Here is a 14,631-nt window from a genome sequence, read left to right as displayed (position 1 = left end):
ACCAGATCCGCAATTTTCACTGGTATACCTGCACCATTGACGGCGTTGAGATCAACCAGAGATAAGTCCGCGTCCCTTCAGCGAGACATCTTGCCCGTCGCGGCGATGTCTCCGTCCCCACGAACCCAGAGCTTCACCGTGAAGCCCGCTGACGAAGAGCGCGATCCGACCGGCAGGTCCGATCCCGTCATCTCGCCTATCCACGCGCAGCTGGCTGAACGGCTGCGACAACACTATTCAGAAGTTGCACCGATCGAGATCGGCCCCCGTCTCGCCGCCGTGCTGAATCGGCTGTCCGCGGCGCTGGATGCCGCCGAGGTCGGGCGGCAGGTGCCCCATGCCTTCAAGGACGATCTGATTGCCCTGGCGCCACGCCTGCGTCGCTACGCCCTGACGCTGACGTTCGACGGCGTCGAGGCCGACGATCTCGTGCAGTTCACGCTGCTCAAAGCCTGGGAGCATCGGCAGCGCTTCCAGCCCGGCACGAGCCTCGTGGCGTGGCTGTTCACGATCCTGCGCAACGGCTTCATCAACGGACGGCGCAAGCGACGCCTCGAGGTCCCGGATCCCGACGGCGTGCACGCCACGGCCCTGTCGGAACCGGCCGCCCAGGAACACAGCATGGGCTTGTCGGAGGTCCGAGCCGCGATCGACCGGCTCGAACCAGCCTATCGCGAGGCGCTGATCCTGGTCGCCGTCGACGGCCTTCCCTACGAGGCCGCCGCTTCCGTGATCGGGTGTCCCGCGGGCACCGTGAAGAGCCGCGTCAGTCGCGCCCGCGACCGGCTGCTTCAGGAGTTGGGCGAGCGCTGATCCGGGGCCGCATGCGTCGGCCGTGCCGGACGCTGCCGGGACGCGGGCGCCGTCAGATCACCCGATGATCAAGCCGACCGCCGATCGGACCGCGCCTGCACGGGCGCCCGCTCGATGGGCAGGCGTGCGACCGAGGTCCCTCTGGCATCGCGCACGACCAGCACCCAGTCCTCCCCGTAGCCTTCGTCGGCAAGCTCCTGCACCATGTCCCGGATGACGCTGCGGGCGTCGTCCAGCGCCTGATCGAGGCTCGTCGCCTCGATCCCGATCTCGTCCTTGATGATCTCGCGATCGTGCTCGATATCGAAGTAGAGCCGCCGCGGCACGAGCCGGAGGTCGCGGCGATCACCGCTCTGAAGGCCGGCGATAGCGAAGATCTTCGCGGGATCCTGCGCGTTTCGGGACCTTCCGATCCTCAGGAGCGCGAGTCCGCCACCCGCCAGCACGGCGGTCGCGCTGGCGACGCAGGGCGCCAGTACCAGAGTATGGAAATCGAGCGATTGCCAGCCGAAAACAAGCACGGCCAGTCCGCTGCACAGAGCAGCCGAGATGACAACCAGCAGCATCCCCCCAGCCCTCGATCACGCGCCGGCTCAATCACATCGAGGTATACGCCAACATTCGGGTCCGCAAGAAGGGATAAGCAATAGGTGCGCACTCGTCCGATCCGCCTCGAAGAACCGCACAACCAGCAAATCGAACCTCAAGGCCCAGCAGCCATGACGCTGGCGCGCGTAAATTCCAGCCTCGGTCCTGCGCTGATCGATGGATCACCGACCGATTGGAAAAAATTTAATATTCCACTCCCAGGGTCTCTCGCGCGCGTGCACACACTTTCGTGAACCCTCCGATCGACTGTCGCGATTGCGCGATCAGCGCTCCGTGCATCGCGACCCGGCGCCGGTCGGGATCCTGCGGTGAGCCGATCGAGCCAGCACGTGGCGCGACGATGCCGCGTTCAAGACCCAGCGGCCAGCGAATCATCGACATCACTCGCCACGACGGCAAAGCCCAATCCGCGCAGCGATGCGGTCGGAGTGTCGAAGGGAATCACAGTTGGCCACCTCAACAGTCGATTGACCCATCACGACGCCAGAAGACGCGGCGATAGGAGGCCGCATCAATCCCAGACGCGGCTGCAAGGCAACCACAATGCTCAGGTCTCGGTTTTGATTGTCAACTTCTGAGTGAAAATTGACGAACAGGCAAGATTCCATTCACAGGCAAAGCAACCCAAGTCGTCGCGTAATTTTATGTTTTCCTTTGCTTGGCATGGTATCTTCTCGGACGCTGGACATATGCAACCATGCCTGTCGGCTCGATGGGCTCCGGCCCGGCAACGGAGAGAGTGAGTGGACAGCAGAGACGTGGCTCGTGAGCCGAGGTTCGAGACGCCCGACGACGCCCCCTTCGACCGTGTCGCGGCTATCGAAGCGAAGCTCGACGCGCTCGTAGAGCGGATCTCAGCGCTTCAAACGCACTTCTACTACGACGCACTCAATTGGAACGATTTCAGATCGCGCTTCGACCGATTCGTTCTCGAATGCGAGGATCGGCAGCGGGACATCTTGGAAGCCGTGATCAGGAGAAGCGAGGTGAAACCCGTGAACGTGCGTGTCGTGACCGCGAAAGCGCTGGCCGACGACACGCCCGATCATCTCTTTCCGAGAGGCACGGCCGTCGACAATACCCGGTCCCCGCGCTTCGTCGCAGCCTGCGAAACCCAGTTCGGCAGCCGCCTGCGTCACCTCGATATCGGTTCGGCCGGTGGAGGGCTCGTCTGGGATTTCACCCAACGCGGACATTTCTCGATCGGGATCGAAGGCTCGGACTGGTCGCGGAAGGAGCAGCGTGCGGAGTGGCGCACGATTCCGGATCGTCTCTTCACCGCCGACGTGCGCTTCCCGTTCCGCGTCGAAGACGAGGCCGGAGAGTGCCAGAAGTTCGATCTGGTCACGGCTTGGGAATTGTTCGAGCACATACCGGAAGCGGACCTACCCACGCTGCTGCATTCGATTTGCCGACACCTGAGACCGGGTGGGGTCGTCGTCGCCTCCATCGCGACCTTCGCGGATCGCGACGAGGCGGGCCACGACTTCCACGCGACGATTCGCGACCGTGCTTGGTGGGAAGACGTTTTCATGGCGTCAGGATTGATCCCGATCGAGAGCCCCTTCCAGCTTCGCGATTATCCGCGCGGATCAGGCAATCCCCGCGCCCACGATTGGGATGCGCGCGCCAATCCGGAACTCGGATTTCATCTCGTCGCGAGACATCGCCCGGAGCAAACACAGAGAATTTCCGAGTGAATCATACCGCCGTTTCGCGGTTCATCTGAATTAGTCAGACACTGCGAGAGAAAACCTTCCGCGCAAGGGCCGCGAAATCTGGTCCTCAGCGCGCTGCGGGATACGGGAACGGCACCCGATCTCGTGCTCGAACACGCACCCGATGAAGGCTCGGCGAAGCCACCGACACCTGACATCATCGGGGCAGCACACATGGCGCGCGTTTCCGGCGTCTATGCCGAACCGACCCAGCCGCCTCGTGCGGAGAGTCCGCGACACATATGGTGCTGCCACGCTCATGCCGGCTCGAATTCCGCGTGCCGGGCTTGCGACGTCACGCGCTATGGTAGACCGAGGACGATCGCTGGCTGCGCGGATTGCCCATGAAGTTTCGATTGCCGATCTCGTCCAATCAGCGCCGTCCGCTGTTTGCTAACCCGCTTCCCGGCTTCGATCCGGCCTACTACCTGGATCGTAACCCCGACGTTCGTAGGGCCGGTCTAGATCCACTTCAGCATTTTCTGAACCATGGGTGGACGGAAGGACGCGACCCCAGCGCCGGCTTCAGCACGGCGGGTTACCTCGCGGCGAACCCGGACGTCGCCGCCGCGGGACAGAATCCGCTGATCCACTTCTTGCAGAACGGCCTTGCCGAAGGACGGAGCGGTTACAAACCGGGCGCCCCGCCGACTCAGGTGGGGCAGAAAGAGACCTCACAGGCTCAGGGCGCGCCCGGCTCTCCGGAGTCGCACGATCACGTACCGCTGCAAGGCTTCATCGACGAGGCTGATCACAGCCGGATCCGCGGGTGGGCCTTCACACCATGTTCCCCGAATTCACCGACGGTGATCGCCATCGTCGTCAACCGATCACCCGTCAATACGGTCGTTGCTGGCAAATTCCGTCCGGATCTGCGCGAGGCTAATATCGGCAACGCGCATCACGGCTTCACATACGCGTTCTTTCCGCCCCTGAAAAAAGACGTGGAGCAGACGATCGTGATCCGCCGCTCCGCGGATGGCCAGGAACTGGCCCGGACGGTCCTGCCTCGGGAGAACCAGATTTGATAGACCAGTCATCAGTGCTCGGGGGAAACCTAGAGCTGGCCGGTCCGGCGTCTCTGACCGTCAGGAGATAGCATCGGCGTCAATCCTTGCATTCCAGATCGCCGGTGAGCAGCGGCTGAGCGTTGGCGCTCGCCGGCACTGTCCCGTCCATGCTGTAGATGTAGACCTTCGGATCGGCGAAACCGATCCGGCCCTGGACGGAGCGACCGGTCGCTCGGTCGAATCCAGTCAACACCGTGTCCTTGAACGGTTGGCAGGGAAGCGAGGCCGTGATGTAGCCCGAGCCGCCCGTGACTTTAATATCCAGCCGAATACCGAGGATCTCTCGACCGAATCGGCGGTAATCGGCCGTGGCCGAGACTGAGGCGGCGGCCGCACCGCCGCGTGCGACCGCGGGCGTGTAGACCGTTCGTGCGAGATTCGTCGTGAACCCAGTATTCCCGATGGACTGGCCGTTATCATCGGTGATGTTGACGCCCGCACCATCCTCCCATTTTGGCGGCGCCTCACCGCTCTCGGTATTGTACTTGGCCACGACATTCCTGACGCTCGGCCGTGGCCCGCCGCGCGCGACTAAGCCGCCCGTCGCCGAGATTGTCCCGAAGCGGTTGGCCCGGGCAGAGGACGGTGACGTCCAGACTCCGCCCTTCAGGTCGACCCCAATCCCGGTATGTCCTTCGCGATCGGCGCGTATGAAGATGAACTCGTTGGTATCCGCGTTGCCGATCTCGAACCCCGTCCCCTGTTGGGTCAATGTCAACACATTGATCCACTGGCTCGAGTTGGTGTCGAGCCACGGCGACCCCGGTCCGATGCGCACGCCCTGTGCCTTCAGGCTCGCTCTGCCTTGCTGCGTCACGCGGAGTTTCCACTCGTTCTGAGATGTGTCGAGGAACGAGGACGCGGCATTGCCGGAATTCGCGACGGTGATGGACACGTCCCGCGTTCCGCCGATGTCGGGGGGCTCGACGGTCAGGACGTCGCCCAGCACGTAATTGGCTCCCCCCTCCGTGACGTCGATCGCGGATACGGAACCGCCCTTGACCGTGATCGTCGCGCGGGCGCCCTCTCCGGCTCCCGCGCTCGCGTTCGCGAGGGGGACCCCGGTGTAGGTCCCGCTCCGTCCACCGGATCCCGGTGTGACCGCCGCCCAGACAGGTCCTGTGAGCGGGCCTTTCGCGAGAGGACCGCGGGCCTCATCGACATCGATATCGGCGCCCGGACCGGTCGTGTCCCGCACCATGATGTCGATTCTGGAATTTTTCAGCCCGCGCACGAACAATCCCGTCTTCGCGCGCCCATTCCCGTTGAGCGTCAGATCCGAAACCGCAACGGCGGTCACCGGTGTCTGAGCCGTCGTACTCCGCAGATCGACGATCACGGCTCCGGGCGCACCGACCCATTTCAACTCGGTTCCCGCGATGGAGAAGGCACCTGCACCCTGGCCGATAATCTTGATGCGGGACATGTTGGGCGCACGCAATGACGTCGCGCAGCGAGCCGCGCCGGGAGGCAGCACAAGGGTTCCTCCCCCGCGCGCGTTGAGGAAGGCGAACGCAGCGTTGAGAGCCGGACACACGTCGGCAGATTCCGTCCAAGCCTTGCCATCGCCGTGGGCGGCAAAGTCATCGTAGGTCGCCAGAACGGTTCTGAACTTCGAGACGAGCGGGCTGTTGATCGGGTCCGCGAGGTCGGCGCGACTAACGACGCCGCTCGGTGGCGTAAATCCCAAAGTCGCGTCTGAGCGAACGGCACTGGTCTCTCCCTGCCGATTGCCATCCTCGACGGGATGATTCTGCTTCGTTCCGGGCGTCGGCGGTGTCGTTCCAGAATCGACCCCCCCTGCGCAGACCGTGCCCTGAGCGAAGCAAAGAGCGATGAGAAGACCGCGACGCGTAAGTGAAATCCCGTATCCCAAGCGTCCCTCCGTGCGGCCTCGCGCGCCGCGTGGCGAGTCTTGCCGATCCCAGAGCGGCCCACCCATGATACGACGGGCCGCGGCGGTGCGACGAGGACTGGGTCGACCTGCTGACAGGACGCTGCCTTCCGTGAACAGCGTTCGACCAGCCGAATCGCCTCGGCAGACCGGCTGCGATGGATTCGCCCGTCGAAGAGCCAGGCTGAGCCTCTCGCGTTGGGACGCGGAACCGGGCGATTTCCCGGTGACAAGGATGAGCGCGAACGATGTCGCCGGGGAGGACCGCAGGCACTGGTTGTACGATAGCCGCCTGCTGGTCTGCGGCTTCTGCTTGGCCGCGTGTGTCGCCATCACTGGCAGGTCAGCCAGTTCGAGGCCCCCTGCCGCTCCTCTCCAGCGCCCACAGGGACGACACGGACGGTCAGTCGGTGCGCCTGAGGATGAATGCCTGCATGCGCGACGCGCGCTCCCGGTCGACACGCGAGGGCCTCCCTCGGACCGCCTATGGGCTCACCTGCACGCACGAGCGGAGGATTAGATCGGCCAGGCAACGGACCCGAGAACTCTTCGGAGAGCTGCGTCGGAAGTGATCGCCTACAGGAGGCCGCTCGACGCTCCACCACTGAGCGAACGGCTAGCCCGCGCGACCAGCTCATCGAAGGCCAGGGCCGCCGCGAGGGCCTATGTCCGAGAAAGGAACGGCCGATGAGATTCGGCTACCGTCATCTCGGTCTCGTCGAGCACTTCCCAGGTCCAGAGATGCTGTCCGACGGCTTAAATCTCGAAGTGCGCGGTGATCGCGCGGGTTGAGGCACCGTGCAATCACGCCCGACGGAAACCTACTCGACACAGTAGGGTACGCCGCACAACATCCCGTTTTTGAGGCGACTCCGATTGATCCCTGATTGCGTCGCTGATCGCAGGCCGTGCAGCCTCGCGGCCGTCGGCGATGGACCCGCGCCACCGGCGCGACCGGCGGCCGGCCTCACCGCAACGCATCTTTTGATGGGGACATCGACGGCGGATGTTGGTCGTAACGCGCCGTTGTCGCCGATTGCAAACCACGGGGGCCTCCCGGGCTCAGGGCGAGGAGCCTCCGTGCTTACGATCGGCAGGGGATGCCGTTCGCCACACCCATGGATCAGATCACTCACGTCCGCCCTAGCCGCACGCGCAGGAGACCCCACGCGGCCCTCGTCGTGGCATCGCTCATCCTGGCCGTCGGGCTGTGGTTCGTCATCTACGCGGTGTCGGGCCGCGTCATCTGGTTCTGGTAGGCGGAACGCCGATCTCGTCTCGCAGAGCGTGACCCCATCCGTCGGCTGCGCCGCGTGCTCGGCCCACGCCAAGGCAAACCCTCATCCGCGCCCCGATCACGACCATCGGGCTACATCGGCACGGCGACGGTTCGTGGCTCGAGAGATCGCGGTAGAGCCAGCGCGATCGTTCGACCGGTAGCGCCAGCTCGGCGGTAGCCCGCGAAACGACCAGCAGACACCGAAGGCGCAGAGCGCGCCGGCAATGCACCGGCCAGTGGGCCGCTAGCAAATTCTTAAGATAGAACGATGCGCAGCCCGCCATGGCTGCCAGCGCGCTGGCGCTCCCAAGGGGAATCGAACCCCTGTTTTCGCCGTGAGAGGGCGACGTCCTAGACCGCTAGACGATGGGAGCTTTCCGGCGGCGCGGGGCTGCTATAGCCACCACCCGGCGGCGGAGCAAGTGCCTTTGTCAGGAAATCCGCCGCGGCGGGTCAGATCGGGAGCGAATAGGGGTCGTGGTGGATAAGGCGCAGGACGAGCGGGCCGGGATCGTGGCCGAAGGAGGCGTGCGGCTGGATAGGGCACTGGTCGCGCTGTTCCCGGATCTGTCCCGGGCCCGCCTGCAGGACCTGATCCGCACCGGCCAGGTCCAGCGGGACGGCCTCCCGGCGCTCGACCCGTCGGGCAAAGTCGCCGCCGGCGCGCACATCGTGCTCAGGGTGCCCCCGGCCGCTCCGGCAGAGCCGGTGGCCGAGGCCGCGGATCTACCGATCGTCTACGAGGACGACGACCTGATCGTCATCGACAAGCCGGCCGGCCTGGTGGTCCATCCCGCACCGGGTCACGAGAGCGGCACGCTGGTCAACGCGCTGATCGCCCATTGCGGCGCCAGCCTGTCGGGGATCGGCGGCGTGCGCCGCCCCGGCATCGTCCACCGCCTCGACAAGGATACGAGCGGCCTGATCGTCGTCGCCAAGAACGACACGGCCCATCAGGGCCTCACCGCCCAGTTCGCCGATCACGGCCGGTCCGGACCGCTGGAACGCGCCTACGCCGCCGTGGTCTGGGGCCTGCCCCAGCCGCGGGCTGGGACGATCCAGGCCAACCTCGCGCGGTCGCGCTTCCATCGGGAAAAGATCGCCGTCGTGTCGGACGCGAGCGGGCGCCACGCGGTAACCCACTACGCCGTGGCCGAGGCGTATGGCGAGGCCGCCCTCGTGCGCTGCCGCCTGGAGACGGGCCGCACCCACCAGATCCGCGTGCACCTCGCCCATCGCGGACACCCCCTGCTCGGGGACACGGTCTACGGCGGCGCCTTCCGGACCAAGGCGGCCCGCCTGAGTTCGGAAGCCCGCGCCGCCCTCACCGCGCTCGGGCGCCAGGCGCTCCACGCGGAACTGCTCGGCTTCAGCCACCCGCGCACCGGCACGACGCTGCGGTTCGAGAGTCCGCTGCCGCCCGACATGACCGCGCTCGTGCAGGCACTGAGGGCGGAAGAGAACGGAGCGCCGCGCCTGTAACCGCCCCGTCGCGGCGTGCGAAAGATCACCCCGTACCGCGTCACATCGTGACATGGTAGGACGAAATCGCCGGTGGCGCGTTGTTGATGACGTAGGTGTCATCGACCGCGACCGGTTCCCCGGCGTCCCTTACGAGATGGGGGGCCGGCAGGGTCGGCTCAAGAGCGGCCCGAGTGGACGGCACTGTTGTCCGTCGCGTCCGCCCGACAGGGGGACATTAGGTCCAGGAGAATGCCATGGCCGGTACGCTGCCCGTGCTCGCCAACGAAGGTGGCCTCTCGCGCTACCTCGACGAGATTCGCAAGTTCCCGATGCTGGAGCCGTCGGAGGAGTTCACGCTGGCGAAGGCTTGGCGGGACGCCGGCGACCGCGAGGCCGCGCACCGGCTCGTGACGTCGCATCTCCGCCTCGTGGCCAAGATCGCCATGGGCTACCGCGGCTACGGCCTGCCGATCGGCGAGGTCGTGTCGGAGGGCAATGTCGGTCTCATGCAGGCGGTCAAGCGCTTCGATCCCGACAAGGGCTTCCGTTTGGCCACCTACGCGATGTGGTGGATCAAGGCGGCGATCCAGGAATACATCCTGCGCTCGTGGTCGCTCGTGAAGATGGGCACGACCGCGAACCAGAAGAAGCTGTTCTTCAATCTGCGGAAGGCGAAGGGCAAGATCTCGGCCCTCGACGAGGGCGATCTGAAGCCCGATCAGGTGAAGCAGATCGCCACCCGCCTCGGCGTGCCCGAGCAGGACGTGATCGACATGAACCGGCGCCTGTCCGGCGACACGTCGCTCAACGCGCCCCTGCGCGAGGAGGGCGAGGGCGAGTGGCAGGACTGGCTCGTGGACAACAGCCCGAGCCAGGAGACCGTGCTGGCGCGGGAGCAGGAGGGCCAGAACCGGCTCTCCGCGCTCAAGGACGCTCTCGGCGTACTGAACCCGCGCGAGCGCCGCATCTTCGAGGCCCGGCGTCTCGCCGAGGACCCGATCACTCTCGAGGATCTCTCCGGCGAGTTCGGCGTCTCCCGTGAGCGCGTCCGGCAGATCGAGGTTCGCGCCTTCGAGAAGGTGCAGGAGGCGGTCAAGCGCAACATCGCCACCCGCGAGTTGCCCCGGACCGGCATCGAGGCCCGCTGACCCGCACGCCCGGCGCTCGCGAGGCGCCGGGCTCGCCCAGCCCGGTCAGGGCTCGGCGGTCAGGGCTCGAACGAATGCCGACGCCGCGCGGTCACTGCCAGGCGTCGAACGCGTTCTGCATCACTTGGGCGCCGGCTGCGCCCTTCTCGAAGGTCAGCACCGCCCGGCGGCCGGACGTGTAGCGCAGTGCGATGTCGAACCAGTTCCGATGCAGGAGCAGGTCGGTGTTGCGCTCGACGTCGTTCTGCAGCGACGACAGGCCGATCAGGAACAGGTTGTCGCGTACGCGGACGGGCAACCCCGAGACGGGCGAGCCGCGGGCGCTCTGCTCGTCCTTGGCCTGGAGCAACCCGACATCCTGGACGGTGCGGGACGCGCCGTTGCTGCCGGTCTGGCTGAACGCCAAGCTGACGGTGTGGGACGCCGGCAGCGTGGCGTCGAGATTGCGCTGGATCGTCATCACCAGCGTCAGGCCGGCATCCGGAATGGTCACGGTGGCGATCACGGCGTTCTGAACCGGCTGCCCCTGATCCCCGTTCACACTCTCGAGCCGCCAAGTCACACGCCCCGGCGTCACGGTCGGCTGCCCGCCCTGGGCGCCCGTCGCCTCCTCGACCAGTTCCGCCCTCTGCGCGACGGCGACGCCCGCATCGGCGGGCGCGGGCGTGGCCGCTGCCCGCGGCGGCGCGCTGTTCTCGACACGCGTCGGGGCCTTCGGGGCCGGCGCGGCGTCGCCGCCGACCCGGTCGCCGAACTTGGTCTCGCCCTCCGGCTGCTGCGTATCCCCGGCCTCCGTGCCGCTCGACGGCAGGTTCTGCGGCCTGTCGCGCAGCAGGAAGGCCGCGACGGCGATCAGGCCGATCACCACCGCCAGGACGCCGCCGACGAAGACGTTGCGCAGCACGCGGGACCGACCGGTCCGGGGCGGGACCACTTCGATCCGCGGCCGCTGACGCCCGCCGGCGCCCTCGGCGGCCTCGGCGTCCGGATCCTCGACGGCGGGCGCCTCCGTGGCCGATGTCTCGGCGACCGGCGGCGCCGCGTCGGGCGCGGCCGGCGGTGGCGTCCCGGGACGCGGCGGCGCGATCGGGATCGGCGGCTCGCGCGGACCGTCCTCAGGGTCCCGGTCACCCTCTCGGGCCGTGACCGCGAACGGCGGCCTCGCGGGCGGCAGGATGGGCGCCGGCACCGGTCCGGGTCCCGGTTCGGGGGGGGACGGCTCCGGGATCTCCGGCTCCGTGGCCGTGGGCACGATCGGCTCGGGCGCGGCGGGTACGGGCACGACCGGTGCCGCAGCGGGCGTCGGAGCTGGGGCCGTGGCCGGTGCGGGCTTCTCGGGCGCCCGCGCGGCATCGTTGGCAGGGGCCGGAAGACCGCCGTGATCGACCTCGAGCCGCTCGATCGCCGCGTCGAGCGCCCGGCGCTCGAGATCGATGTCGGCCTCTGACAGCGGCGGATCGAGGGAGCGCAGCTGGCTGATCAGGGCATTGCGCGCGCGGTCGTAGACCGCCTTGCGGAGGGCGGGCGTTCGGTCCGGCAGCGCGTCGAGCGCGCGGGCCAGAAGCGGGTAGTAATCGGCCATGATACTCTGGTCCGCCCCTTCGGCCGCCGTCCGGCAACGCCGGTCGGAGGCCGGGGACCGAGGTCCGCGCCCGCCCGACAGGTCCGGTCGCGGCCGTCGGCCGGTTTGTCGTGTCCCGCGCGCGAGATCAGGGCCCGCGCGCCGGCTGCCTTCGAGGCGGCGGGCGGATCGCGATACGGACCGCCCGGCCGCCAGCCCGTTCTAGATCAAGCCCGCGCGGACTGGATACAGGCAGGGCCGCCGAAAACACGCGTCGTCAACGAGATAGCGCGCGGAGGGTCAATCCTCGAACGGGTTGTGCATGAGGATCGTGTCGTCGCGCTCGGGGGAGGTCGACAGCAGAGCCACCGGCGCCCCGATCAGCTCCTCGATCCGGCGGACATACTTGATCGCCTGCGCGGGCAGATCGGCCCAGGACCGGGCGCCCGCGGTCGTCTCCGACCAGCCCGGGATCACTTCGTAGACCGGCTCGATCCGGGCCTGCGCGGCCTGGCTCGCCGGGAGATGGTCGACCGGCTGGCCGTCCAGCATGTAGCCGGTGCAGACGCGGATCTCCTCGAACCCGTCGAGGATATCGAGCTTGGTCAGCGCGATGCCGTGGATGCCGGAGGTCCGGACCGTCTGGCGCACCAGCACGGCGTCGAACCAGCCGCAGCGGCGCTTGCGCCCGGTATTGACCCCGAACTCCCGCCCGCGGCTGCCGATGGTCTCGCCGATCTCGTCGAACAGCTCGGTCGGGAACGGCCCCTCGCCGACGCGGGTCGTGTACGCCTTGGCGATGCCCAGGACGTAGCCGATCGCCCCCGGGCCGAGGCCCGAGCCCGTCGCCGCCTGCGCGGCCACGATGTTGGAGGAGGTCACGAACGGGTAGGTGCCGTGATCGACGTCGAGCAGCGCGCCCTGCGCGCCCTCGAACAGGATGCGCTTGCCGGCCCGGCGCTCCTCGTCGAGCAGCGACCAGACGGTGTCGGCGAACGGCAGGATCTTCGGCGCGATCGCCTTCAGCTCGGACAGCAGCGCCTCGGCATTCACCTCGTCGATTCCGAGGCCGCGCCGGAGGGCGTTGTGGTGGGTCAGCACGCGCTCGATCTTGGCGGGCAGCGCGTCGGGGTCGGCGAGGTCGACGACGCGGATCGCGCGGCGGCCGACCTTGTCCTCGTAGGCCGGTCCGATGCCGCGCTTGGTCGTGCCGATCTTCAGCCCGGCATTGGCGGTCTCGCGGAAATGGTCCAGCTCGCGGTGGAGCGGCAGGATCAGCGTCGCGTTGTCGGCGATCCGCAGGGAGGACGGCGAGACGTCCACGCCCTGCGCCTTGATCCGCTCGATCTCATCGATCAGGTGCCAGGGATCGACCACGACGCCGTTGCCGATGACCGAGAGCTTGCCGCCGCGGACCACGCCCGACGGCAGCAGCGCCAGCTTGTAGGTCACGCCGTCGATCACGAGCGTGTGGCCGGCATTATGGCCGCCCTGGAAACGGACCACGATGTCGGCCTGCTCGGAGAGCCAGTCGACGATCTTGCCCTTGCCCTCGTCGCCCCACTGGGCGCCCACAACGACGACGTTGGCCATGCCTGCCTGCTTACCCGCGACGGAAACCGGGACGGCGCCGCCCACGGGTGCAGGCGGCGCACGTCGTGAGCCGTTTCCGCGATCCGGGCAGCGAAATCAAGCAAGGGGCCGCATGATCGGACCGCATGGCGGCCAGCCGGGGCCCGTCGCGACCGGCCTATTTGGCCTCGGTGCCCGGGTCCCGACCGGGAAGTTCGTGGGGCTTGATCACCGGCATAGAGCCCGACTGATCCGGCTTCACAACCGTGCCGGTCGTGCCGGAATCCGGCGGCTTGATCACGCCGTCGTTCTTCTGGAGCTTGTCGCTGAGCGACTGGTCCTGCGGCGGCGCGTCCGCGTTGGGGCGCACGCGCTCGGGCGGCGTCGGGGCCGGTCCGGTCGTCTGGGCGCGGATGGGTACCGCCGCGACGGCCGTCGCGAGGGTCGTCGCGAGGGCGACGAGCAGGGTCTTCTTCGGCATGAGGGCCTCCCCGGTTCGAGACACGAATTCGGGGAGGAACAGTCGGAGACGGGATCCGTTCCTGTCGGCTGTCGGGCCCGATGCCCCAGCCTGTGGACGGGATACGACGGCCTCAACCCTGGCGGGCGGCCTCGATGTAGAGCTCCCTCAGACGCCGGGTCAGCGCACCCGGCCGCCCCTCGCCGATCGCGCGCCCGTCGATCTCGACGACCGGCATCACGAAGGCGGAGGCGCTGGTGTAGAAGGCCTCTTGCGCCGCGTAGACCTCGTCCACCGGGATCAGCCGCTCCTCGATCCGCAGGTCGGCCTCCTGCGCGAGGCGCAGCACCGAGGCGCGGGTGATGCCCGGCAGCAGCGCCGTGGAGAGCGGCCGGGTCACGAGCACGCGGTCGCGGCTGATGATGAACGCGGTCGAGGAGGAACCCTCGGTGACCGCGCCGTCCTCGATCATCCAGGCCTCGGCGACGCCGGCCTCGGCCGCCTGCTGCTTGGCGAGGACCTGCGCCAGCAGGGCCACCGATTTGATGTCCCGGCGCTTCCAGCGCAGGTCCTCGACGGTGATCACCCTGGCCCCGGTCTCGGCGAGCGGGTTGGCGAGCACGGTCTTGGCCTGGGTGAACATCACCACGGTGGGCTCGGTGCCGGCCTTCGGGAAGGCGAAGTCGCGCTCGGCGACGCCGCGGGTGACCTGCATGTAGACGAGCCCCTCGGCGACGCCGTTGCGGGCCACGAGCTCGGTCTGCAGGCGCTCCCAACCCGCCGCGTCGTGCGGGTTGCGGATGCCGATCTCGCCCAGCGAGCGGTCGAGGCGCGCGAGGTGCGCGGCGTTGTCGACGAGCTTGCCGTCGATGATCGCCGAGACCTCGTAGATGCCGTCCGCGAACAGGAAGCCGCGATCCATGATCGGCACCCGCGCCTCCTCGTAGGGGAGGAACTGGCCGTTGAGGTAGACGATGCGGGGAGCGGTCACGGGGAGCTGTCCTGTGTTCGTCGCGGGCCCGGGAACGCGGGCCCGCGAGGGC

General features: G+C 67.7%; 12 protein-coding genes and 1 tRNA gene. 6 read left to right on the top strand and 7 right to left on the bottom strand.

The genetic code is table 11. The annotated features are described in order from the left end of the window. Positions 1-90: 90 nt before the first annotated feature. A complete protein-coding gene (locus ME121_RS27360; RefSeq protein ID WP_245364380.1) occupies positions 91-813 on the top strand; it encodes a sigma-70 family RNA polymerase sigma factor in 723 nt (240 codons plus the stop codon). A gap of 68 nt (positions 814-881) precedes the next feature. Here the strand turns inward: ME121_RS27360 and ME121_RS34375 are convergent, their stop codons facing one another. Further along, positions 882-1,379: a DUF6894 family protein gene (locus ME121_RS34375; protein WP_089230966.1), complete on the bottom strand. Its 498-nt coding sequence runs from the start codon at positions 1,377-1,379 to the stop codon at positions 882-884. 786 nt (positions 1,380-2,165) lie between these two features. On the opposite strand from ME121_RS34375, the gene ME121_RS27350 reads away from it, so the two are divergent. Continuing rightward, positions 2,166-3,122, top strand: coding sequence for a class I SAM-dependent methyltransferase (locus ME121_RS27350; RefSeq protein WP_059409951.1), 957 nt, complete (start codon positions 2,166-2,168; stop codon positions 3,120-3,122). Positions 3,123-3,484: 362 nt separating this feature from the next. After that, on the top strand, positions 3,485-4,168 hold the full coding sequence (locus ME121_RS34370; RefSeq protein WP_306419126.1) for a hypothetical protein: 684 nt from the start codon (positions 3,485-3,487) through the stop codon (positions 4,166-4,168). 79 nt (positions 4,169-4,247) lie between these two features. On the opposite strand, the gene ME121_RS27340 is transcribed toward ME121_RS34370, so the two are convergent. Next, complete coding sequence (locus ME121_RS27340) at positions 4,248-6,086, bottom strand: hypothetical protein (protein ID WP_143739228.1); 1,839 nt, start codon at positions 6,084-6,086, stop codon at positions 4,248-4,250. A gap of 1,136 nt (positions 6,087-7,222) precedes the next feature. On the opposite strand from ME121_RS27340, the gene ME121_RS34365 reads away from it, so the two are divergent. After that, on the top strand, positions 7,223-7,363 hold the full coding sequence (locus tag ME121_RS34365) for a hypothetical protein (RefSeq protein ID WP_164891333.1): 141 nt from the start codon (positions 7,223-7,225) through the stop codon (positions 7,361-7,363). Positions 7,364-7,681: 318 nt separating this feature from the next. On the opposite strand, the gene ME121_RS27335 is transcribed toward ME121_RS34365, so the two are convergent. After that, positions 7,682-7,757, bottom strand: a tRNA-Glu gene (locus ME121_RS27335). Positions 7,758-7,860: 103 nt separating this feature from the next. Between ME121_RS27335 and ME121_RS27330 the strand changes: the two genes are divergently transcribed. Together ME121_RS27330 and rpoH are read left to right on the top strand one after the other, a co-directional pair. Continuing rightward, the gene (locus ME121_RS27330; RefSeq protein ID WP_029360128.1) at positions 7,861-8,865 is read left to right on the top strand and encodes an RluA family pseudouridine synthase; all 1,005 of its coding nucleotides are present in this window, start codon (positions 7,861-7,863) and stop codon (positions 8,863-8,865) included. A 236-nt stretch (positions 8,866-9,101) separates the two neighbouring features. Further along, positions 9,102-9,995, top strand: a complete 894-nt coding sequence (gene rpoH, locus ME121_RS27325; protein WP_012322527.1) for an RNA polymerase sigma factor RpoH — start codon at positions 9,102-9,104, stop codon at positions 9,993-9,995. A 91-nt stretch (positions 9,996-10,086) separates the two neighbouring features. On the opposite strand, the gene ME121_RS27320 is transcribed toward rpoH, so the two are convergent. The 4 genes from ME121_RS27320 to ME121_RS27305 all read right to left on the bottom strand — a co-directional run bounded on the left by ME121_RS27320 (position 10,087) and on the right by ME121_RS27305 (position 14,579). Next, complete coding sequence (locus tag ME121_RS27320; protein WP_059409950.1) at positions 10,087-11,577, bottom strand: hypothetical protein; 1,491 nt, start codon at positions 11,575-11,577, stop codon at positions 10,087-10,089. Positions 11,578-11,856: 279 nt separating this feature from the next. Beyond that, on the bottom strand, positions 11,857-13,149 hold the full coding sequence (locus tag ME121_RS27315; protein ID WP_012322525.1) for an adenylosuccinate synthase: 1,293 nt from the start codon (positions 13,147-13,149) through the stop codon (positions 11,857-11,859). 157 nt (positions 13,150-13,306) lie between these two features. Next, positions 13,307-13,609, bottom strand: coding sequence for a hypothetical protein (locus tag ME121_RS27310; RefSeq protein ID WP_043075119.1), 303 nt, complete (start codon positions 13,607-13,609; stop codon positions 13,307-13,309). A 112-nt stretch (positions 13,610-13,721) separates the two neighbouring features. Continuing rightward, positions 13,722-14,579 carry a D-amino-acid transaminase gene (locus tag ME121_RS27305; protein ID WP_012322523.1) on the bottom strand — a complete coding sequence of 286 codons (858 nt, stop codon included), beginning with the start codon at positions 14,577-14,579 and terminating at the stop codon, positions 13,722-13,724. Positions 14,580-14,631 lie beyond the last annotated feature (52 nt).

The sequence above is a fragment of the Methylobacterium sp. ME121 genome (assembly GCF_000974725.1).
In the GTDB taxonomy this organism is placed as follows: domain Bacteria; phylum Pseudomonadota; class Alphaproteobacteria; order Rhizobiales; family Beijerinckiaceae; genus Methylobacterium; species Methylobacterium radiotolerans.
The sequence above is the reverse complement of the archived record's forward strand: the minus strand, read 5'-3'. Positions and strand labels throughout refer to the sequence as shown.